Source organism: Maritalea sp. (genome assembly GCF_047634455.1).
Lineage (GTDB): Bacteria > Pseudomonadota > Alphaproteobacteria > Rhizobiales > Devosiaceae > Maritalea.
In genome coordinates this window covers 162,665-181,899 of the sequence record NZ_JBLIAI010000001.1, presented here as the reverse complement: position 1 = coordinate 181,899, position 19,235 = coordinate 162,665, and the positions used below count along the sequence as shown (strand labels likewise).

At 50.1% G+C, this 19,235-nt stretch carries 17 protein-coding genes and 1 tRNA gene; 14 read left to right on the top strand and 4 right to left on the bottom strand.

Translation table 11 applies throughout. The features are described from left to right. Positions 1 to 166: 166 nt before the first annotated feature. Positions 167 to 1,141 carry a TRAP transporter substrate-binding protein gene (locus ACJAZW_RS00915; protein ID WP_415154967.1) on the bottom strand — a complete coding sequence of 325 codons (975 nt, stop codon included), beginning with the start codon at positions 1,139 to 1,141 and terminating at the stop codon, positions 167 to 169. 138 nt (positions 1,142 to 1,279) lie between these two features. On the opposite strand from ACJAZW_RS00915, the gene ACJAZW_RS00910 reads away from it, so the two are divergent. From ACJAZW_RS00910 to ACJAZW_RS00900, 3 genes are all read left to right on the top strand, one after another. Next, positions 1,280 to 4,864, top strand: coding sequence for a hydantoinase B/oxoprolinase family protein (locus ACJAZW_RS00910; RefSeq protein WP_415154966.1), 3,585 nt, complete (start codon positions 1,280 to 1,282; stop codon positions 4,862 to 4,864). A 165-nt stretch (positions 4,865 to 5,029) separates the two neighbouring features. After that, positions 5,030 to 5,557 carry a TRAP transporter small permease gene (locus tag ACJAZW_RS00905; RefSeq protein WP_415154965.1) on the top strand — a complete coding sequence of 176 codons (528 nt, stop codon included), beginning with the start codon at positions 5,030 to 5,032 and terminating at the stop codon, positions 5,555 to 5,557. Continuing rightward, complete coding sequence (locus ACJAZW_RS00900; protein ID WP_415154964.1) at positions 5,554 to 6,912, top strand: TRAP transporter large permease; 1,359 nt, start codon at positions 5,554 to 5,556, stop codon at positions 6,910 to 6,912. The genes ACJAZW_RS00905 and ACJAZW_RS00900 overlap by 4 nt, the downstream gene beginning before the upstream one ends. Positions 6,913 to 6,956: 44 nt before the next feature. Here the strand turns inward: ACJAZW_RS00900 and ACJAZW_RS00895 are convergent. Beyond that, positions 6,957 to 7,043: transfer RNA gene (locus ACJAZW_RS00895), tRNA-Leu, on the bottom strand. 192 nt (positions 7,044 to 7,235) lie between these two features. Between ACJAZW_RS00895 and ACJAZW_RS00890 the strand changes: the two genes are divergently transcribed. Next, the gene (locus tag ACJAZW_RS00890; RefSeq protein WP_415154963.1) at positions 7,236 to 8,210 is read left to right on the top strand and encodes a complex I NDUFA9 subunit family protein; all 975 of its coding nucleotides are present in this window, start codon (positions 7,236 to 7,238) and stop codon (positions 8,208 to 8,210) included. Positions 8,211 to 8,230: 20 nt separating this feature from the next. Here the strand turns inward: ACJAZW_RS00890 and ACJAZW_RS00885 are convergent, their stop codons facing one another. Next, positions 8,231 to 9,043, bottom strand: coding sequence for an undecaprenyl-diphosphate phosphatase (locus ACJAZW_RS00885; RefSeq protein ID WP_415154962.1), 813 nt, complete (start codon positions 9,041 to 9,043; stop codon positions 8,231 to 8,233). A 118-nt stretch (positions 9,044 to 9,161) separates the two neighbouring features. On the opposite strand from ACJAZW_RS00885, the gene ACJAZW_RS00880 reads away from it, so the two are divergent. Genes ACJAZW_RS00880 through ACJAZW_RS00870 form a run of 3 tightly spaced genes read left to right on the top strand, consistent with a single transcriptional unit; the run spans position 9,162 to position 11,817 of the window. Next, positions 9,162 to 9,839 carry a glutathione S-transferase family protein gene (locus ACJAZW_RS00880; RefSeq protein ID WP_415154961.1) on the top strand — a complete coding sequence of 226 codons (678 nt, stop codon included), beginning with the start codon at positions 9,162 to 9,164 and terminating at the stop codon, positions 9,837 to 9,839. Continuing rightward, positions 9,836 to 10,969, top strand: coding sequence for a tRNA epoxyqueuosine(34) reductase QueG (gene queG / locus ACJAZW_RS00875; RefSeq protein WP_415154960.1), 1,134 nt, complete (start codon positions 9,836 to 9,838; stop codon positions 10,967 to 10,969). The genes ACJAZW_RS00880 and queG overlap by 4 nt, the downstream gene beginning before the upstream one ends. After that, positions 10,966 to 11,817, top strand: a complete 852-nt coding sequence (locus tag ACJAZW_RS00870) for an SDR family oxidoreductase (protein ID WP_415154959.1) — start codon at positions 10,966 to 10,968, stop codon at positions 11,815 to 11,817. Before queG ends, ACJAZW_RS00870 begins: the two co-directional genes overlap by 4 nt. Here the strand turns inward: ACJAZW_RS00870 and ACJAZW_RS00865 are convergent. Then, positions 11,795 to 12,448: an alpha/beta hydrolase gene (locus ACJAZW_RS00865; RefSeq protein ID WP_415154958.1), complete on the bottom strand. Its 654-nt coding sequence runs from the start codon at positions 12,446 to 12,448 to the stop codon at positions 11,795 to 11,797. The genes ACJAZW_RS00870 and ACJAZW_RS00865 overlap by 23 nt on opposite strands. A gap of 284 nt (positions 12,449 to 12,732) precedes the next feature. Here ACJAZW_RS00865 and infC point away from each other — a divergent pair, with 284 nt between their 5' ends. From infC to pheT, 7 genes are all read left to right on the top strand, one after another. Further along, positions 12,733 to 13,278 (top strand): translation initiation factor IF-3, encoded by a 546-nt coding sequence (gene infC, locus ACJAZW_RS00860; protein WP_415154973.1) that lies wholly within the window; start codon positions 12,733 to 12,735, stop codon positions 13,276 to 13,278. Positions 13,279 to 13,370: 92 nt separating this feature from the next. Beyond that, positions 13,371 to 13,706 carry a VOC family protein gene (locus tag ACJAZW_RS00855; RefSeq protein ID WP_415154957.1) on the top strand — a complete coding sequence of 112 codons (336 nt, stop codon included), beginning with the start codon at positions 13,371 to 13,373 and terminating at the stop codon, positions 13,704 to 13,706. A gap of 165 nt (positions 13,707 to 13,871) precedes the next feature. Further along, positions 13,872 to 14,069 (top strand): 50S ribosomal protein L35, encoded by a 198-nt coding sequence (gene rpmI, locus ACJAZW_RS00850; protein ID WP_284363272.1) that lies wholly within the window; start codon positions 13,872 to 13,874, stop codon positions 14,067 to 14,069. Between the two features lie 25 nt (positions 14,070 to 14,094). After that, positions 14,095 to 14,496, top strand: coding sequence for a 50S ribosomal protein L20 (gene rplT, locus ACJAZW_RS00845; protein ID WP_415154956.1), 402 nt, complete (start codon positions 14,095 to 14,097; stop codon positions 14,494 to 14,496). A 166-nt stretch (positions 14,497 to 14,662) separates the two neighbouring features. Then, entirely contained in the window at positions 14,663 to 15,775 is a 1,113-nt protein-coding gene (pheS, locus tag ACJAZW_RS00840) for a phenylalanine--tRNA ligase subunit alpha (RefSeq protein WP_415154955.1), read from the top strand. Continuing rightward, on the top strand, positions 15,772 to 16,788 hold the full coding sequence (locus ACJAZW_RS00835) for an ASCH domain-containing protein (RefSeq protein WP_415154954.1): 1,017 nt from the start codon (positions 15,772 to 15,774) through the stop codon (positions 16,786 to 16,788). The genes pheS and ACJAZW_RS00835 overlap by 4 nt, the downstream gene beginning before the upstream one ends. Positions 16,789 to 16,792: 4 nt before the next feature. Next, positions 16,793 to 19,219, top strand: a complete 2,427-nt coding sequence (gene pheT / locus ACJAZW_RS00830) for a phenylalanine--tRNA ligase subunit beta (protein WP_415154953.1) — start codon at positions 16,793 to 16,795, stop codon at positions 19,217 to 19,219. Positions 19,220 to 19,235: the final 16 nt, after the last annotated feature.

Sequence of the window (19,235 nt, the reverse complement as noted above, 5' to 3'; positions counted from 1 at the left end):
CAAGTTGAAGACCACCTGCATTGTGACGATGACACATATGGCTAAAATGCAAATGGCGGATAAACTACCCGCCGCCAAATAGATCCGGTCTAGGGCTTTGCGCACCGGCTCTCCTCCCTCAAAGCAAGAGGGCGGCAATGTGAATTGTCGCCCGCTTGAAGTTTAGTTATTTGAAGTACACATCAACAATAGCATCAGCCGCTGGAGATGAATTTGCACGCCAATCAGCGAGCAGTTCCACACCAACTTTTGCAAGGCCAGCCTTCAACTCGTCAGAAGGTTCAACAATGGTTACACCATTGTCTGCAAGCACTTGTGTTTTTTCTTCTGCTTCTCGACGGCTCATGTTCCAGCCACGTTGCTCGGCATCTGCCGCCGCTTTCAGGACTGCGGCCTGTGTGTCCGCATCCAAGGCTTTAAAGGCGGCAATATTCACAACAACAATATTTTTTGGAACCCATGCGTTAATGGGTGAATAGTGCGAGATAAAGTCCCAAGCCTTAGAGTTTGCACCAGTTGACGGCGATGTGATCATCGCTTCAACTTGGCCAGTTGCAAACGCCTGCGCGATATCTGGTGCTTCAACCTGGGTTGGCGCGGCACCGACCATTGTCGCGAATTTTTCCAGATTTGCATTGTAAGAGCGGAATTTCAAACCGTTGAGGTCTTCAACTGTTTTGATTTCTTTTTTTGTATACAGCCCCTGTGGCGGCCAAGGCACTGAGAACAATGGCATTAAGCGTTGTTTGGCCAACAATTCTTCAACAACAGGTTTTTGCGCCTCCCAAAGTCGTGCTGCGTCTTGGTAGCTGGTCGCCACCAAAGGCAAGGAATCAATGCCAAAAGCTGGGTCTTCGTTGGCAAGTAAGGACAAGAAAAACTCGCCCGCAGGTACCGTGTTATTTCGTACGGAATTTTTGATGTCACCATGCTTGATGAGCGAGCCGGCTGTATGCAGCTTGATGTCGAGCTTGCCACCGGTGGCTTCACGCAACTCATCCGCAAACTGCTGGATGTTCACCGTGTGAAAAGTTTTATCCGGATATGGTGTTGGCATATCCCAGTTTTGGGCAAAGCCAACCGAAGTTGCGCTTGCACTCATAATGGCGACAGCTGCCACCGCCTTAAAAATCTTGTTCATTTGATCCTCCTAATATCCACCAAAATCTAGTTTAGCACTTCGCCAACAGAAAAAAAGTGGTTGTGTTACATTGACAAAATGTCAGTAAAATATCAATAAAGCAATAGCAAAGTGAAATTTATGTTGGAGGTTGGTGCTGTGAGTGGTCGTTGGGATTTTTGGATTGATCGAGGTGGAACCTTCACAGATATCGTAGCGCGGACGCCTGCTGGCGCATTGGTTGCGCACAAACTTTTGTCAGAAAATCCAGAAGCTTACCCGGATGCGGCGTTGCAAGGTATTCGTGATTTGTTGGGCGTTGAGAAAGCTCAAACGATTCCATCTAACATGATAGCAACGGTCAAAATGGGTACCACGGTGGCCACAAATGCGTTGTTGGAACGAAAAGGTGATCGTGTTCTTTTCCTCACAAATAAAGGATTCGCGGACGCGTTGGAAATTGGTTATCAGGCGCGCCCGAAGCTTTTTGACCGTGAAATCAAGAAACCAGAATTGCTGTATGAGGCAGTTGCTGAAGTGCCAGGACGTCTGCAAGCGGACGGCACTGAGCTTGAGACGTTTGATCCAGATGCCACAAGAGAAGCGTTGCAAAGCGCGTTTGATACAGGCATTCGCGCGGTGGCTATCGTATTTATGCACGCCTTCCAGCACCCCGAACCTGAAACTAAAGCGGGTCTGATTGCACAAGACATTGGCTTCACCCAAATCTCGCTTAGCCACAAAGTATCCCCGTTAATCAAATTTGTCGGGCGCGGGGACACGACAATTGTTGACGCGTATCTGTCTCCAATTTTGCGCCGATATGTGGACCGTGTTGCATCTGAATTAGACACAGAAAATACGGACCTTAAACTGATGTTTATGATGTCGTCCGGCGGGCTGACCGCTGCGCACATGTTCCATGGGCGTGACGCGATCCTATCCGGTCCGGCGGGGGGCATCGTGGGCGCTGCTCAAACCAGCAAATTGGCAGGCTTTGACAAGATTATTGGCTTTGACATGGGCGGCACCTCGACTGATGTGGCGCACTATAATGGTGCGTTCGAAAAAGATTTTGAAACCGAAGTAGCGGGCGTACGGATGCGCGCCCCGATGATGAAAATCCACACGGTTGCAGCAGGTGGCGGCTCCATTTTGGAGTTTGATGGACGTCGCTTTACCGTTGGACCACATTCTGCAGGCGCAAATCCGGGCCCTGCGAGCTATCGACGGGGCGGACCTTTGGCGGTTACCGACGCTAACGTGATGCTCAACAAAGTGCAGCCACAATATTTTCCTTCGATTTTTGGCGTTGCTCAAGACCAGCCGCTGGACCAAGACATTGTGCGCAAAAAGTTCAGCACTATTGCAGAGCAAGCGGGCTTAGGCTCGGCTGAACAAGCGGCAGAAGGTTTCCTTAAAATTGCTGTTGAAAATATGGCGAACGCCGTCAAAAAAATCTCCGTGCAACGCGGCTATGACATCTCAAAATATGCGTTGACCTGCTTTGGCGGGGCGGGGGGACAACATGCCTGTGCGGTGGCAGATCGTTTAGGTATGCGCACGGTGCTGGTGCACCCGTTTTCTGGCATTCTCTCCGCATACGGCATGGGATTGGCTGACATTAAGGCGGCAACTCAACGCGCAGTTGGCAAGCCGCTCAATATTAATTCGTTGGATGAAACCAAATATGTGTCCAAGCAATTGCGCCGTGACATGCTGCGTCAATTGGCAGAGCAGGGCATTGATGATCGTGATTGCACTGTTCGCAACACGACGCATCTCAAATATCGGGGTACGGATTCGACAATTGAAGTTGATCTGCGTTCTGAAATTGAAATGCGTGCAGAGTTTGAGCACGTCCATAAAGAGCGTTTCGGTTTCATCGAGCCGTCTGCAGAAATTGTTATCGAGTTCATCGAAGTTGAAGCATCGGGTGGGAGGTCCACTCATGCAGAACCCGTTTTGGCCCCCAGTGAGGATGCACCTGTAGTTTTTGACCAATCTCAGTTTTTTTCTGGCGGTGAATGGCAACAGGCGGACGTATATAAACGTGAAGAATTGCGATCAGGGCAAATTCTTAGTGGACCAGCAATCATCGTCGAAGCGATAGGAACCATAATAGTTGAGCCGGGCTGGAGCGTCAGTGTTAATAAAAACGGCCTGATTATAATGGACCGCAAAAACGTTCGCACCGATCAAATCGTTTCGTCCCGCGTTACCGACCCGGTCATGTTGGAAATTTTCAATAATCTGTTCATGTCCATCGCCGAACAAATGGGCCTGCGCTTGCAGAACACGGCACGCTCAACCAACATTAAAGAAAGGTTGGATTTTTCTTGCGCCGTCTTTGATAACCAAGGGGCTTTGATTGCCAACGCGCCACACACGCCAGTGCATCTGGGGTCAATGGATCGATCCGTCGCCAGCGTTATCAAAGCGCATCCTAATATGAAGTCGGGCGATGTGTTTGTCACCAACGCGCCATATAATGGCGGCACACATTTGCCCGACATCACTGTGGTCACGCCCGTGTTTTCTAAACAGGATAAAAAGCCACTATTCTTTGTGGCGTCGCGCGGGCACCATGCAGACGTTGGCGGTATCGCGCCCGGTTCAATGACACCGCTCGCCACTTCGATTGAGGAAGAAGGCGTCATTCTCGATAACCAAATACTGGTCAAGCAAGGCACATTCCAACAAGCTTTCATTCAAAGCGCCCTAACAGGTGGTCAATATCCGTGCCGAAACCCGTCCCAAAACATTGCCGACCTGAAAGCGCAAATCGCCGCCAACGAAAAGGGGGTGGCCGAGCTTCTCAATATGGTCAAAGCTTACGGACTTGATGTGGTCAACTCCTATATGGGATTTGTCCAGGATTACGCAGAAACTTGTGTGCGTGGTGCAATCTCAAATTTGAAAGATGGTGCCGCTGAAGTTGAATTTGATCAGGGGTGCAAAATCGCGGTGTCGATCACCGTCGATGAAGCAAATGGCAAAGCAATTGTCGACTTTGCTGGCACCAGTTATCAGCAACCGGACAATTTTAATGCGCCCGAACCCATTACCCGCGCTGCCATTCTGTATGCATTCCGTTGCATGGTGGACGAAAACATCCCGATGAATGCGGGGTGCATGCGCCCGATTGAAATCAGACTTCCGGAGCAATCCATGCTCACGCCACAATATCCGGCGGCCGTTGTTGCGGGCAATGTTGAAGTGTCCCAAGCGGTAACCGATTGTTTGTTTGCCGCAATGGGGGCCATGGCAGGCGCACAAGGCACCATGAACAACTTCAATTTTGGCAATGTGCAATATCAGTACTATGAAACCATTTGTGGGGGCACAGGTGCGGGGCCGGGCTTTGACGGTGCGCATGCTGTTCATTCGCACATGACCAATACGCGGCTGACGGACCCAGAAGTCCTTGAAACAAGATATCCCGTGGTGCTCGAAGATTTCCACATTCGGCGCAATACAGGCGGCGGTGGGCAATTTAAAGGTGGGGATGGCGTTCACCGTCAAATACGGTTCCTGAAACCAATGGATGTCTCCTTCTTATGTGGACACCGCATTGTGCCCCCAAAAGGATTGAATGGCGGGGCAGATGGCCAGGTTGGGGCCAACTACAAGCTCAGCGTTACTGGTGAAAAAACAAAAGTTGATGGTCGTTCACAAATCGAATGTGCTGCGGGCGAAGGCGTGATCATTCAAACCCCGTCCGGTGGCGGGTACGCACAATAACGAACAAAGGGTCGTTTCCTGCCCTTTTGACTTGCCCGGGCCATTGGTCCGGGTTTTTTTGTTTGCGAATTATGCAAACATGGCTTCATGCCCTTAGTTCAGTTATGAAAGAGAAATCAAACCAATGGGCCATTGCCAAAGGTCAGCAAAACGGAAGAAGGCGCAATGAGCACGGTCAAAGATGGGAAATTGCGCGGCGACCATGGAGCACAGAAATTGCTTGATGTACTTATTCACGGCTGGGCAATGTTTGGTGGTTTGATGCTGATTTGCGTTGTACTTATAAATTTCTTCTCAGCCGTTGGTGCTGCGATATGGCAACCTATTCCGGGTGATTTGGAGTTGACGGAAATGGGGGTGGCCGTGGCGGTATTTGCATTTTTGCCCTATTGCCAGCTCACGGCGGCGAATGTTTCGGCAGACATTTTTACGCTGCATGCCTCGGAAAAAACAGTGGCCGTTTTGCGCGCGCTTGGCAATTTTGTTGCACTATTGTTTGCCGTGATTTTGTTGTGGCGCATGAGCTATGGTGCAATCAACCAATATACATACAGCTATTCAACCTCAATTCTGCGCCTGCCGCATTGGTTGGCCTTTTTGCCCATTTTGGTCTCGCTGATCTTGTTGACTTTGTCTGCGTTGATGACGCTTCGGCAAAATTTGCAAACACTTTTGGCAGGACAGCATAAATGATTGATCCACTTCTGATTGGTTTTGCCGGTTTAGGCGCCCTGATCAGTCTTATCGTTCTGCGGATGCCAATTGCCTACGCAATGATCTTAGTTGGCGGGGTTGGTGTCACGTTGCTGAACGGCGCTGGCATATTTATGAGCCAACTCAAAACGTTGGCCTATGGGCAATTCTCGATTTACGACCTTTCGGTCTTGCCAATGTTCGTTTTGATGGGGGCGCTGGCAACGCGCGCCGGACTTAGCCATGATTTGTTTCGCGCGGCGAAGGCCTGGCTCGGGCATTTGCGTGGTGGTTCGGCCATGGCGGCGATTGCTGCATGTGCAGGCTTTGGTGCCGTGTGCGGATCTTCTTTGGCAACCGCATCGACCATGGGTAAAGTTGCGTTGCCCGAATTGCGCAAACAAAAATATTCTGGGGCTCTTGCCACCGGCACTTTGGCGGCCGGCGGGGTGCTTGGAATTCTCATTCCACCCTCGGTCGTTCTCATTATCTATTCGATTATTGTCGAGGCAAACATTGTCACCATGTTTATGGCGGCTTTATTGCCAGGCATTCTGGCCATCGTGCTGTTCATTTTGACCATAAGCATTTATGTGCGGCTGTTCCCCAACTCGGCCCCGCATGCCAGTAAGGTTTCGCGCCAAGAATGGATGGCGGCATCTGTCGGCGTCGCACCTGTTATGGTGATTTTCGGGTTGGTGATCGGCGGGATGTATGTGGGGTGGTTCAACCCAACCCCCGCTGCGGCAGTTGGCGTGGTTTTGGTGTGGATTTACGGCACAATCCGTAAAAAGCTCGACAGAACCCAGATGCGCAAGGCGCTGGAAGAAACCGCCAAAACCACCGGTATGATCTATTTGATTTTGCTGGGCGCTGAAATGCTCAAGATATTCATGTCACGGGCCGGTGTACCCCAAGCCATGGCCGAATGGATGGCAACGTCAGGATTGCCACCGCTTGTTGTACTTTCGATTTTACTCTTGAGCCTGATTGTCCTTGGCTGCTTGATGGATTCCTTATCGATGATCCTCTTGGCAATTCCGTTTTTTTGGCCGGTTTTGCTGGAACTCAATGGTGGTGACAATCAACTGGCGCTCGGCTCAGGCTTTGGCATGAGCAGCGATGATTTGAAGATTTGGTTTGGACTTTTGGCGCTGATTGTTGTGGAGCTGGGGCTCATTACGCCACCGGTTGGTCTGAACGTCTTTGTCATTTCCTCAATCGCGGACGATGTACCCATGAGCGAAACGTTTAAAGGTGTCTTGCCGTTCTTCTTAGCAGAGTTGTTGCGGGTGTTGATCTTGTTGGTATTTCCAATATTGGTGCTTTGGTTGCCGCGGGTGCTAAGCGGGTAAGCCAAAGCGCAGCTGTCAAAAAGCACAATATGTGTTTGAAGTGTTGGTGCCCTGGAGAAGACTCGAACTTCCACTTCCTTGCGAAAACTAGCACCTGAAGCTAGCGCGTCTACCAATTCCGCCACCAGGGCAACTATGCAAAAGCTCTATGGACCACAAGCTGATTTGTCAATTGTGTGGATTGTAAAGATTTTCCCGCCCGTTTGCGGCAATTATTCGCGCCCCCAAGTCTCGACAAAGCCAATAGGATCAAGCTAAACAGGGCTCAATAGAAGCATGGCTTCACTTGTTTAATCGCGCAATGGATTAAAAGGTTCAAAAACATGAGCGACAATGCGGGCAAATTGATCACAATTTTTGGTGGTTCAGGTTTTGTGGGGCGCCAAGTGGTGCAAGAACTTGCAAGACAGGGCTACCGTATTCGAGTTGCTGTGCGTCGGCCCGATCTAGCAGGTGATGTGAAGCCGCTTGGCGGTGTTGGGCAAATCCTGCCGATCCAAGCCAATGTGCGGTATCCAGAATCTGTTATTCGTGCGGTACGCGGTTCGGACATTGTGATCAATCTCACAGGCATTTTATCTGAAGGCGGCAAGCAACGTTTTGATACAGTTCAAAATGTAGGCGCGAAGAACGTTGCTGAAGCGGCAAAGGTCGCAGGCGTTAAAACGCTTGTACACATGTCGGCCATTGGGGCAAATAAACAGGCACAAAGTGCTTATGCGCGCTCGAAAGCCTTGGGCGAAGAAGCGGTGTTTACACAATTCCCCGACGCAATTATCATTCGACCATCTGTCATATTCGGGCTGGACGACGGGTTTTTCAATCTGTTTGGGGCGATTTCACGTTTGTCACCAATTCTTCCACTTGTCGGCGGCAAGACCAAAATGCAGCCTATTTATGTTGGTGATGTAGCTGAAGCATTTGCTGTTGCGGCAAATGGTGGTGTTAAGGGCGGAAAAATCTACGAAATTGGCGGCCCGCAAACTCAGACCATGCGTGAATTGATGGAACGTTTATTAATAGAAACCGGCCGCAATAATCTGTTGCTACCCGTGCCAAATCCAATTGCAAAGCTCATTGGTTCGATGCTGCAAATATTACCAAACCCATGGCTCACCGCTGATCAGGTGACCTTGTTGCAACATGATAATGTGGTGTCTGACGAAGCCAAACAGCAAAAGCGGACCTTGAGTGCTTTTGGTGTTGAACCTACCACCATGGCTGCAATCCTGCCGACATATATGTGGCGTTTCAAGAAAAACGGACAATATGAAGAAAACATGCCAACCGTGAACTAGGCTGAGGTTTGGTTTGCGCTTTAGCCCACAAGGCCGAACGCAAACAACCCCACAACGCCAACGATGATCCGCCACCAGCCGAATAGCGCGAACCCGTATTTGGATACGAAATCGAGTAGGTATCGCACCACCACTGCACCGACAATAAAGGCAGCGGCAAAGCCAACGGCAATGTTAAGTCCCGCATCCAGCGTGATGACATCTATGTTTTTATATAGATCGTAGCCAAAGGCCCCAGTCATAATGGGCAAGGCAATGAAAAACGTGAATTCTGCGGCCGAGCGTTTGTCTGTGCCCATCAACATTGAACCGACAATGGTCGCGCCGGAGCGTGAAACACCTGGAACCAAAGCGAGCATTTGAAAAATGCCTATGCCAAAACACAAAGGCAGCGGAAACTCATAAATGTCCGTGTATTTTGGCTCTAGCTTCATACGGTCGACAATCAACAATATGATGCCGCCGGTGATCAACATTGAGCTGATAACGAGTGGCGCGTTGTACAGAACTGTTTTGATGTAGCCGTGCATCAATACGCCAGCCAGTGCCGCGGGAAATGACGCCAGCAGGACACCGCCAGCAAAGCGAAGGGCGTAAGGTTTGCCGCGCAACGCATCAAGAAACAAATCCAGCAGCTTTTTGAAATAAATCGTTACGATTGCCAATATGGCGCCGAGTTGAATAAGCACCTCAAACGACTGCCCCGGGTTCTCAAACCCTAGCCAATCACCTAACAATAAAATGTGGGCGGTGGACGAAACAGGTAAAAACTCTGTTAACCCTTCAACAATTCCAAGTATCAGGGGCACAAAAATGCCTTGATCGGCAGCCATGAGTTCTCCTATCAAGTGGTGAAAGTTCGGTGCAAATTAACGTTAAGATGTTAGCTTTCTTCTAACGCCATTCTTAGCGCGCGCCAATCACGAGTTAAAGCCAAAAAAGGATCAAAAAATGTTTGTACCAAAATTGCTGCATTACACGCTTGATCCAACGTCGCGCTTGGTGCGGCTCATGTGTGCAGAATATGGCAAAGAGATTGAGCTGGTGCATATCAAAGCTTGGCGACGCGAACAGGACTTTCTTGATGTCAGCCCGGCTGGAGAAGTTCCGGTGTTGGACATTGATGACCAATTGACCTTGGTTGGTGCCAGCGCTGTGATTTATTTTGTCGAAGAACAGTTTGGAACACAGCCCATATTGCTGCCAACCGAACCTGTTTTGCGCGCTGAAACACGTCGTTTGGTGGATTGGGCGCTCAATAAATTTTCAGAAGATGTATCGCGCTACATCATTGAAGAGAAATTTATCAAGAACGATAGACCCGGTGGCACCCCTGACACGACAGTGTTGCGGGCGGCGCGTGCAAACTTGACCGAACATTTATCCTACTTCAATTACTTGCTCGCAACTCGCCGCTGGTTGGCAGGCGATGAAATGTCTATGGCCGACTTTGCGTTGGCCGCTCAATTGTCATCACTGGATTATTTGTCAGAGGTCCCATGGGCCACTGTTCCTGAGGTGAAAGACTGGTATCAGCGGTTAAAGTCTCGCCCCGCGTTTCGCTCATTGCTGCTGGACCGGGTCGTTGGCATGCCAGCGTCGTCTACTTATGCGGATATTGATTTTTGAGCGTTGCCGCAAAACACAAAATAATTACCGATCTTAAGGAGCGTGCGCAAAAACTTGGTTTTGTACATTTTGGAATCGCTAGCGCAAAGGCACCGGATGTCTGGCGGGAGCGTTTGGCGAATGCCGTCAAGCAAAATTGGCACGGCGACATGGAATGGATGGCGGAAACCTTTGATAGGCGGTTTGCGCCAACATCCCTTTGGCACGAAGCGAAATCAGCTATTGTTTTGGCCTATAACTACACGCCAGACAGCAACCCAATGGATATGCTGGACCAGACCGAAAAAGCCATTGTCTCGGCCTATGCGCGCAACCGCGATTATCACGACATCATCAAAGGCAAACTCAAAGAGCTGGCTGGCGTGTTGGCGCGACAAGGTGACTGCGGTGTTAAGGTCTTTGTTGATACAGCACCCTTAATGGAAAAACCGCTCGCACAGCTAGCTGGCATCGGGTGGCAGGGTAAGCACACAGTACTTGTCTCTAAGCAAGAAGGGTGCTGGTTGTTTTTGGGGGTCATTCTCACCGATGCAGAACTGCCATTGGATAAGGCCGAAACAGATCATTGCGGATCGTGTACGCGCTGCCTTGACGTTTGCCCGACCAACGCGTTCCCAGGACCGTACAAGCTGGACGCACGAAAATGTATCGCCTATCTCACTAATGAGTTTAAAGGGGTGATCCCGGTTGAGTTTCGCAAGCCGATTGGTAACCGAATTTATGGATGCGATGATTGTTTGGCGGTTTGCCCCTGGAATAAGTTTGCAAAAACCACGGCGGATACTAAATTGCAAATGCGCGCAGATTTACGAGCGCCAAATTTGGTAGAGCTTGCAAAGTTTGATGATGCAACTTTTCGAGCGTTCTTTGCGGGGTCTGCCGTGAAGCGACTTGGGCGAGACGCATTTATGCGCAATGTACTGATCGCTCTGGGCAATGCCCATGGACATGATGTCGTGGATAAGATCGAAGACCATCTTTCAGATCCAAATCCAATTGTACGAGGTGCGGCGGTTTGGGCCTTGAGGCAGCACCTCTCAGAAGATGAATTGGCAAGCCGCTATGGTCAGGCAGTAAACACCGAAGCTGATGAATCTGTTATTGCCGAGTGGCAGGGGAACGCGAAATGAAACTCTTGATTTTCGGCATTGGTTATTCTGGCCTTGCCATTGCCAAAGAATGGCCAGGAACGGTTGTTGGCACCACACGTAGTGCGGAAAAGCAATCAGTTCTAGCAGCACAGGGAATAGACGCAGTTATTTTTGACGGTGCCATAACCGACGAGTTGAACCTACATCTTGCAACTGCAACGCACGTGGTCATATCTGCATCGCCCTCAGCAGATGGCGATCCGGTTCTCAACGCAATACCAGAGTTTTTTGAGCGTACGGCCGCTCTTCAATGGCTTGGGTATTTGTCCACGGTCGGCGTCTACGGCGATTTTGAAGGTGCTTGGATTTCTGAAAATACCGCACCCAAACCCGTTTCTAAACGCGGTCAATGGCGGGTTGAAGCTGAAAACAAATGGTCTGAATTGGCGAAGGACAACAATGTCCCGTTTTCGATTTTTCGTCTAGCCGGCATTTATGGGCCTGGTCGTTCAACCTTTGACAAAATACGCAACGGAGCTTCCCGCCGGATCGTGAAATCTGGGCAGGTGTTCAACCGTATCCACGTTGAAGACATTGCCCAAATTGTGAATAAAGCGGCGCAATTGAAGGCGGTTGGCGTATTTAATGGTGCGGATAATGAACCGGCACCGCCAAATCTGGTGATTGAACATGCGGCCAAAATGCTTGGCATCGATCCTCCGCCCGAAGAACCAATTGAGACAGCGGACATGACACCGATGGCACGCTCATTTTATGGCGATAATAAAAGGTGCGGAAACGCGAGGCTGAAGAAGGATTTAGGGATTAGCTTACGTCACCCCACCTATCGCGAAGGGCTTGCGTCTATTCTTGCACAAGAGAGTTGAGAACCGCCGTTAGTTTTACCAAATCTTGTGGGCGAGAAAGCCGGTGATCCCCATCCGGCATGAGGGTTAAATAGGCTTCATTCAGGATTAAGTGCTGAAGTAAGCGCTGGGCATGCGTTGGCGGCACGTCCGGGTCTTGCTGACCTTGGATGATGTGAACCGGGCAATCAGTTTTAATCGGTTGCCCTAAAAGCAGGTGTTGTTCGCCGTCATCAATTAGAGCTTGCGTGTAAATATACGGCTCCTTCGAGTAGGCACTGGGCACTTTGATGTGCCCTGTCTCTTTCATGGTCGTCAGCTGCTCAGCCGTAAACCGCTTTGGCACCAATTCGCGTGTCATATCCACGGCTGGTGCAATCAGCAGCATGGCTTTCACGGTCGCAATGCCCTTGGACCGTAGATGACGGTTGAGCAACATAGCGAGCCAGCCCCCCATCGACGAGCCAACTAGAATTTGTGGGCCGTTGGTGAACCTTTCAAAAACTGCAATGGCATCTTCTAGCCAAGTGCTAATCGTTGCACGCATGAAATCACCGCTCGATTGACCGTGCGCCATATAGTCAAACCGGGTAACACTAAGTCCGGTGCTTGCCCCGAACGCATCAAGTGCATTTGCCTTGGAACCCTGCATATCGGAATTGTAGCCACCGAGCCAAAAGAACCCCGGTGAGTTGCCCTCTCGGTGCAAAACCGCTATTTCTCTACGGGAGTTACCCAAGCCGAGTTTAATTTTTCTGGAGAGAAGTTGCACTTTTGACCGCCGAATCTCATTTGAATTGACTTATTTGATAAAAGAGCAGCAACTATTTCGCAATCCGCGCTCAATTCTGGTGTTTGGCTGTTGACTTTATAGTGTTTTGACCAGATTTTACGCCCGTAATAACCATTGGTTTCACAAAAGAAGGAAAAGTCACCATTCGTCGTCCACAAAGACCCGTGCAGCCCCAAAAAGATGGCCCGCGCTCAAATCGAGAAATTACCTCCCCAGATGTTCAGCTCATCGATGATGAAGGCACCAACCACGGCACCGTGAGTACACGTGATGCGATGGAGCGCGCCCGCGAAGCTGGTTTGGATTTGGTGGAAATATCACCAAACGCGAAGCCGCCGGTTTGTAAAATCTTGGACTTGGGAAAGTATAAGTACGCCGCCCAAAAGAAGGCAGCCGAAGCGCGCAAGAAGCAAAAGATCATTGAGGTCAAAGAAATCAAGATGCGTCCGAACACGGATACACATGACTTTGAAGTCAAGATGCGTAGCGTCGTGAAGTTCTTGGAAGGTGGCGACAAAGTTAAAGTTACCATGCGTTTCCGTGGCCGTGAAATGGCTCACCAACAGCTTGGACTCCAGTTGCTGCACAGAGTGCGTGATCAAGTGACAGAAATTTCAAAGGTTGAGGCGCAGCCAAAAACCGAAGGTCGCCAAATGATCATGATCTTATCACCAACTGCGCAAAAATAAGTAGCACTTGCATATGTGAATTTCGAGCGGGCCTTCGGGCCCGTTTTGGTTGTGCTATTGTGCAGCTAAGGCATATTCAGATGGAGAAAATAATGGAACTTGGACGATTTTCGGTAAGTTTGAACGTAAAAGACATCGCGATATCCAAGGCGTTTTATCAAAGCCTTGGCTTTGAGGTTGTGGCGGGCGTTGAAGAACAAAATTGGCTAGTGCTTGCGCTAGGCGATGCAAGAATCGGCATTTTTCAAGGTATGTTTGAAGACAACATCATGACCTTCAATCCCAAGGACATTAAACCGATCCACAAAAAGCTGGATGAGTTGGGTATTGAATATTCACGCGTGTTTGAGGGTCAAGATTATCCAAAAATGGCGACTTTTAAAGACCCGGATGGAAATGACATCTTGATCGACCAACACGACACGTAATTCACAGGTGTTTTGGCCCCGATTCAAGACTTGCATAATGAGTTTAGTCGCATTATAACCCTGAACTTCAAGCGGGTCGGCCGGCCGAAGGGTATGCCGAGTTGATCCAGAATGCTGAACCCGCCAATAGTCTTCGGACTTGCGGCAACAAGAAGGACGAGCAAAATGCCCAAGCTAAAGACAAAGTCTGGCGCTAAAAAGCGCTTTAAAGTGACTGGTACTGGTAAAGTCATGGCAGCTGCAGCAGGCAAACGTCACCGTTTGATCAGCCATAACGGCAAGTATATTCGCCAAAATCGTGGCACCAGTGCGATGTGCGCACAGGATGCACGTACGGTGAAAAAATTCATGCCTTACGCCTAATAACGACTTTTAAGGATACAGATCCATGTCACGTGTAAAAAGAGGCGTAACCTCCCACGCCCGTCATAAAAAAACAATAAAAGCTGCCAAAGGCTATTACGGCCGTCGTAAAAATACGATCCGTATTGCTAAACAGGCAGTAGAAAAAGCTGGTCAGTACGCATATCGCGACCGTAAAGCAAGAAAGCGGAACTTCCGTGCTTTGTGGATCCAGCGGATCAACGCTGCTGTGCGTGAGCACGGCCTAACATACGGTCGATTTATCGACGGCCTCAGCAAGGCTGAGGTTGCGGTGGACCGTAAAGTGCTTGCCGATTTGGCAGTGCGCAACCCTGAAAGCTTTGCCGCTTTGGTTGCAACAGCAAAAGGCGCACTTGGTTACCTCAAAGAAGTTGACGCAGTAGCTCACGAACGCGCTACCGCTTAAAGCTTTTTACCTCATCTATCTGAGGCCGAATTAAAAGCCTTGTGCCGCTCTCTTAAGGGTGGCGCAAGGCTTTGTGCGTTTGTAAGGTGCACGCGAATCTAACAAGATCAGAACCGATGGGCTAGCTGGGTCCACTTTATGCATTTGAGGGGACAAGAGGTCCATAATGAACGACGCCAATTCACTTGAAACGCTGCGTGAGCACATCACTGCCGACATTGAAAATGCAAATGACGAAAAGGGGCTAGACGCTGTGCGTGTGGCGGCTTTGGGCAAAAAGGGTTCTGTTTCAGAGCAGTTAAAATCTTTGGGCAAAATGTCCAATGAGGAACGCCAAATAGCGGGCCCAGTAATTAACGGCCTGAAAAAGGACATGGCGGCGTTGATTGAAGCAAAATCGGCGACCCTTAAAAAGGCGGCTCTTGAAGCGCGTCTCGCTTCAGAAAAAGTCGATGTAACGCTGCCGTTGCAACCCGGCCCAATGCAGCGCGGCTCAATTCACCCTGTATCCCAAACATTGGATGAAATCACCGCCATCTTTTCTGACATGGGCTTCGCGATTGCGGAAGGCCCAGACATCGAGAGCGACTATTACAACTTCACCGCGCTGAACTTCCCAGAAGGTCACCCGGCGCGTGAAATGCACGACACATTCTTCATGAAAGCCAAACCTACAGTTGAAGGCGAAGAAAGCAACGGCAACAAGATGGTGCTGCGCACACACACGTCGCCCGTGCAAATCCGAACTATGGAAACTCAAGAACCGCCAATTCGCGTGGTTATCCCGGGCCGCACCTATCGTTGCGACAGTGACCAAACACACACGCCAATGTTTCACCAGCTTGAAGGTTTGGTGATTGATAAGTCTTCGCACATTGGTCAATTGCGTTGGGTCTTGGAAGAGTTCCTAAAAGCCTATTTTGAAGTCGATAACGTCAAAACCCGTTTCCGCCCATCCTTCTTCCCGTTCACCGAACCTTCCATGGAAGTGGACGTGCAATGCGATCGTTCAGGCAATGAAGTGAAAATAGGCGAGGGCGAAGATTGGCTCGAGATTTTGGGCTGCGGCATGGTGCACCCAAATGTGATCCGAAATTGTGGTCTGGACCCAGACATTTACCAAGGTTTTGCTTGGGGCATGGGAATCGACCGGATAGCCATGCTGAAATACGGCATGCCGGACCTGCGCGATTTCTTTGACGCCGACAAACGTTGGATGGAGCATTATGGATTCCGTCCACTTGATTTGCCAACATTGTTTGGAGGCTTGTCATCGTGACAGCAACGTCGAACGATATAGACGAAACCGTTTATATTGTCACAGACATTGAAACCGATGGCCCGAGCCCCTTGCGCAACTCGATGTTGAGTTTTGCCTCAGTGGCGATGAATCGGCGTGGCGATGTTTTGGGTGAGTTTGAAACCGTTCTTGAAGCGCGGACTGATCGTGCGCCTGATCCTGAAACCATGGAATGGTGGGAAACCGAGCCTGAGGCCTATAAGGCCGCAACGACAAATCCGGTTGCGCCTGAAAAGGCGATGGCTGATTTTGTTGCATGGCTTGAAGGATTTGAAGGGCGCAAAGCTTTTGCATCAGCGCCTTTGATTTTCGATGGTACCTATATGGACCATTATCTGGATCAATTCGCCAACACGCGTGTCTTCGGCGGTCCCGGAAAACAAAACCGCATATTTGCTGGCGGCGGTGTTGATATATATTCCGTTTCGGGCACCATCGCGAATGCACCGCACCATGACTGGACCACGCGGCGGGTGCCAGACAGCTGGATTGGCAATCATCCGCATACCCATTATGCAATCGACGATGCGCGCGGCTTTGCACATTTGCTGAAACGATTTTTTATTGTTGGCAGCTTGCCAGTAAAATACCGCAACCTTGACATAGCTGAATTCGGCGATAGCGAAACACTGCGTGATGAACTTGTGGAATTGATCGTTTCTGGCAAGAAATCTGCGACTTGCGGCGCGCTTGCAATCTACGAAGAAGAAGGCGAGCCGCTGCCGACAGTGGGAGAGTACTTCATTGTTCCCAATTGGCAAGGACAGCCCCGAGCCATTATTAAAACAACTTCTGTCGAGGTGAAACGCTTTGATGATGTTGACGAGGATTTTGCGCGCGCGGAAGGCGAGGGAGACTTGTCGTTCGAATTTTGGCGCGAGGCGCACATAGATTTTTTCACCCGCAATGGCGGGCATTCACCTGATATGAAACTGGTTTGCGAACGCTTTGATTTGGTCGAAGTGTTCGAACAAGAGACAACAAAAGAGTAGACCGATGAAATTCACAATTGATTGGCTCAAAGATCATCTCGAGACAAGTGTTTCGAATGATGAAATTATCAAAACCCTCACAATGATCGGCCTTGAGGTCGAAGAGGTTGAAGATCAAGCCAAAGTGCTGAACGAGTTTACGGTCTGCGAAGTGATCAGCGCTGAAAAGCATCCAAACGCCGACAAGTTGCGCGTTTGCATGGTCAACACAGGCAGTGGCGATCTGGTAAAAGTTGTCTGTGGTGCACCAAATGCCCGTAAAGGTCTGAAAGGCGTATTCGCGGCGGTTGGCACTTACGTGCCCGGCGTGGATTTTGTCCTGACCAAAGGCAATATTCGTGGCGAAGAAAGCAATGGCATGTTGTGTTCTGAGCGTGAGCTGATGCTCTCAGATGAACATGACGGCATTATCGATTTGCCCGATGATGCGCCCGTTGGCACCAAATATGTCGACTATGCTGGCATTGACGACGTGGTGATTGATATCGCCATCACACCAAACCGTGGTGATGCGACAGGTGTCTATGGTATTGCACGTGACCTTGCTGCGGCTGGTGTTGGTGAATTAAAAGACGGCACTGTGAAAGCTGTTCCGGCCACTTTAGGCGGCAAAGGGGATATTTCCGTTGAGTTTCGTTTTGACGACGGTGAACCACAAGCTTGTAAAATGTTTGCGGGTCGCTTGTTTAAAGGCGTGAAGAACGGCCCGTCCCCTGAATGGCTGCAAAAGCGTTTGATCGCAGTCGGACTGCGCCCAATCAATGCGTTGGCTGACATCACCAACTACATTTCCTACGACCGTGGTCGCCCATTGCACGCCTATGATGCGGACAAGATCACGGGCCAGTTCCACGCGCGTAACGCTAAAAAAGGCGAAAAAATTGTTGCACTAGATAGCAAGACTTATCAGCTCGATGAAACCATGTGCATCTTGGCCGACGATAATGGCCCGCTTTGCATTGGCGGCATCATGGGCGGCGAACAAAGTGGATGTACCGCTGAAACCACCAACATTTTTATGGAGTGCGCGTGGTGGGAACCCCTTTTGATCGCACAAACTGGCCGCAAAACGGGCATTGTTTCTGATGCGCGTTACCGTTTGGAACGTCACGCTGACCCAGAGTTCGTTTTGCCGGGCTTGGAGCTTGCAACCAAAATGATTTTGGAAATCTGCGGCGGCGAAGTGCATGAGCCGGTGGTTACAGGCGAAGTGAAATCGCCTGAACGGGTTATCGATTTTCCATTGTCAGAAATCACCCGCTTGACGGGTCTAAAAGTGCCTGCAACTGAGGCAAAAGTTATCCTCTCTCGGCTCGGGTTCTGGGTCGCTGGTTCTGGTGGCGTGGTAAAGGTCAATGTGCCTTCGTTTCGCCCGGATGTTGAGGTGAAAGCCGATTTGGTCGAAGAGGTGATGCGCATCGTAGGGGTCGACAAAGTGCCGGTGGACCCGCTTCCACGGCTGTCTGGCGTTGCGCCAAAAATGCTGACCACAATCCAGAACCGCCGTCGAATCGCCCGTCGCACTTTGGCTGGTCGCGGTTTCCACGAAGCCGTGACTTGGTCTTTCATTTCAGAAAAAGAAGCGACATTGTTTGGTGGTGGCTCTGACGAATTGAAACTTGAAAACCCGATTGTTTCCGACCTTACGGACATGCGTCCATCTTTGTTACCGGGCCTGCTGGCAGCGCTAGGGCGAAACGCCAACCGTGGATATGCGGATGTGTCCTTGTTTGAAGTTGGGCAGGTCTTTAAGACTGACAAAATTGACGGGCAGCTGAACTACGCCACCGGGGTGCGCTCCGGCACCGCGAAATTTGCTCAAACTGGCCGCGACTGGCAGGGCAAAGCCAGCAAAGTTGATGTCTTTGATGTAAAAGCCGATGCGCTTGCGGCACTTGATGCATTGGGCATGGACGTGAACAACATTCAAGTTGTAGCAGAACCTGCCGATTGGGCGCATCCGGGCCGTGCGGGTCGCTTGCAATTAGGTCCTAAGATGATCCTTGGATGGTTCGGTGAACTGCACCCAGCACTCATCGCTGAGTTGGATTTGACAGGTCCGGTTGTAGCGTTTGAGCTCAATCTTGATGCCATTCCAGCGCCGCGCAAGAAGGCGAGCAAAGCCAAAGGCGCGTTAGACATTTCTGATTTGCAGCCCGTGCGCCGAGATTTTGCTTTCCTGGCGGATAAGAATGCTGAAGGTCAAAAATTTGTCAAAGCAGCGAATTCAGCCGACAAGAAGCTCATTCAATCAACGTCAATTTTTGATGTGTTTGAAGGTGAACATGTGGGTGAAGGTAAGAAGTCTGTTGCGATTGAAGTCACGCTTCAGCCGCGCCAAAAAACCCTGACAGACGAAGAGATCGAGGCCGTTAGCCAAAAGATCATCGCAGCGGTTGAAAAGGCCACCGGCGCGACCTTGCGCAGCTGATGGAGATGTTAACAAA

Bases quoted from the DNA above. Each gene is read 5' to 3' on its own strand.
- ACJAZW_RS00855 (WP_415154957.1), top strand. From the start codon at position 13,371: ATGGAACTTGGACGATTTTCGGTAAGTTTGAACGTAAAAGACATCGCG.
- pheS (WP_415154955.1), top strand. From the start codon at position 14,663: ATGAACGACGCCAATTCACTTGAAACGCTGCGTGAGCACATCACTGCC.
- ACJAZW_RS00870 (WP_415154959.1), top strand. From the start codon at position 10,966: ATGAAACTCTTGATTTTCGGCATTGGTTATTCTGGCCTTGCCATTGCC.
- ACJAZW_RS00915 (WP_415154967.1), bottom strand. From the start codon at position 1,141: ATGAACAAGATTTTTAAGGCGGTGGCAGCTGTCGCCATTATGAGTGCA.
- ACJAZW_RS00865 (WP_415154958.1), bottom strand. From the start codon at position 12,448: ATGCAGGGTTCCAAGGCAAATGCACTTGATGCGTTCGGGGCAAGCACC.
- ACJAZW_RS00905 (WP_415154965.1), top strand. From the start codon at position 5,030: ATGAGCACGGTCAAAGATGGGAAATTGCGCGGCGACCATGGAGCACAG.
- ACJAZW_RS00900 (WP_415154964.1), top strand. From the start codon at position 5,554: ATGATTGATCCACTTCTGATTGGTTTTGCCGGTTTAGGCGCCCTGATC.
- ACJAZW_RS00885 (WP_415154962.1), bottom strand. From the start codon at position 9,043: ATGGCTGCCGATCAAGGCATTTTTGTGCCCCTGATACTTGGAATTGTT.
- rplT (WP_415154956.1), top strand. From the start codon at position 14,095: ATGTCACGTGTAAAAAGAGGCGTAACCTCCCACGCCCGTCATAAAAAA.
- pheT (WP_415154953.1), top strand. From the start codon at position 16,793: ATGAAATTCACAATTGATTGGCTCAAAGATCATCTCGAGACAAGTGTT.
- ACJAZW_RS00890 (WP_415154963.1), top strand. From the start codon at position 7,236: ATGAGCGACAATGCGGGCAAATTGATCACAATTTTTGGTGGTTCAGGT.
- rpmI (WP_284363272.1), top strand. From the start codon at position 13,872: ATGCCCAAGCTAAAGACAAAGTCTGGCGCTAAAAAGCGCTTTAAAGTG.
- ACJAZW_RS00880 (WP_415154961.1), top strand. From the start codon at position 9,162: ATGTTTGTACCAAAATTGCTGCATTACACGCTTGATCCAACGTCGCGC.